We start from the raw sequence: 1,764 nt of genomic DNA on the forward strand, positions 1-1,764 counted from the left end.
CGAAGCCAATAATCGGTTGGTAATTGAGAAAAGGCCAATCGCGCAGGGTTCTGAATGTTCTCGGCGGGCAACCGAACTGATTTGAAAACGCACGGCTAAATGATTGCTGAGAACTAAATCCAGAGAGCAACGCGATTTCATAGATCTTCATATCGGTACATTTCAGCAATAACGTCGAGCGGCTTAGTCTGCGCTTTCTGATATAGGTCCCTATCTTCATCCCTTCATACAAATAGAACATCCGTTGTAAATGCCCGATGGAATACCCTGACTTAACGGATAACGCCCTTATTGATACATGGCTTTGTGTATCAATGGCTTTTTCAATGATAGCGATTATCTCATCTAAAATATTGCGTCTGAACTTGTTAGAACAATCCATAGTAAAGCCTGTCATCTTGCTATTTTTATTATTGAATGCATCCCTCTTCTTGCAGAACCAAAAGCTGCCCGACTTGCTTTCTTTCGAAGAATGGCATTCCCATACCCGTTCAAATATATCCACGCATCACGTTGCACAAAAATCATTTCCAAGGTGAAAGATGCCGATTCACCTCTCGCACAAGATGAGACTCGCAAAGAAGTCGTGTGGAAAAACGCTGATAAACCACGAGCGCCAAGACAGAAAAACGCAGGCCACAGCCAGAAGATAAATAGCAATCGCTATTTTTCGCGAAAATACCCCCCCATATTCCTCCCTGAATGTCATTAGCCTTGATACCCCCTTGAATTAACCATTATTTAATTTCACAACCCCCTGCCGGGCCTATTTTCCGCTTCCCCCTACTCTTAAACATAGAATAGTTAATTATTTCGATTCGAAAAGATGTTACTGTCAATAAATTGGCAGCCATATAGTGTTTTTATCTATCAATGAGCAAAAATTGTGCTCCCACCAGCTTGGTTCATTCATATAAATTAATAAAAATCAACAAATTAATATACTTAAAATGTATCCATACACTTTCTACTTCTTCGCCATACGCTGCTATTTGGTAAATGACACTTTTAAGTACATTTTTTTTAATTTACCGCGTTAATATTGCACGCGTTCTATACTCAGGATATTGCCTAAAAGATCGGATGAATTGGGGCTTATCGCTGAATACCGATATCGCGTTATTTTACCCAACGCAACCATTAGGCAGATAACTAAAAGGGAGCTCCTGCATGTTTATAACTAAAGTCATTGAGGAGCTGCTCGCCTGGGTGGAAGAAAGTGGGTTCAATGAGAAGCTCACCGTTGAGATGCTGTCAGAAAAAAGCGGATATTCACGCGGGCATATCCAAAAAGCGTTTAAAGATGAAACAGGGATGACTTTCGGAAGCTATGTGAGGGGCAGAAAACTCATTCGCGCCGCATTTATGTTGAAAGCGACTAACCTCTCTATTTCCGATATCATTAAAGCGCTGAACTTTCAGTCCTATCAATCCTTTGAACGGGCCTTTCGCAAGCAATTCAGAACCTCGCCGATGCAGTATCGCAAAAGTAAATCGTGGGACGTGTCCTCCGCCATCCCATTGCTGTTTCTCGACGGCATTCCCGAGCATCGCTATGTGCACCTGCCAAAATTTTTCGACGATTCAGGGGATGGCGTTGATGCAGAGATACATCACTTCCATCCTGCGGTTTCCGCGCTGCGATTGGCGGCAATTGATAACATGAAAAAAACGGATAGCGGCGTGATTAACTTTTTCAATTTTGGCGCGAGCATCAGGAAAGAGAATTACGTCAGCATCTATTTGAAGACCCTCTATATTTCT

At 42.2% G+C, this 1,764-nt stretch carries 2 protein-coding genes; one reads left to right on the top strand and one right to left on the bottom strand.

Annotated elements, in window-relative coordinates; all coding sequences use genetic code 11:
• Positions 1-505, bottom strand: a 505-nt coding sequence (locus ADK28_RS07445; RefSeq protein ID WP_239686222.1) for a helix-turn-helix domain-containing protein, incomplete at its 3' end; no start/stop codon positions are given.
• 665 nt (positions 506-1,170) lie between these two features.
• On the opposite strand from ADK28_RS07445, the gene ADK28_RS07450 reads away from it, so the two are divergent.
• Positions 1,171-1,764: helix-turn-helix domain-containing protein (locus ADK28_RS07450; protein WP_048795304.1), on the top strand; the 594-nt coding region annotated here is incomplete at its 3' end.

It is taken from the genome of Serratia sp. 506_PEND, assembly GCF_001076875.1.
Taxonomy (GTDB): Bacteria; Pseudomonadota; Gammaproteobacteria; order Enterobacterales; family Enterobacteriaceae; genus Serratia; species Serratia marcescens.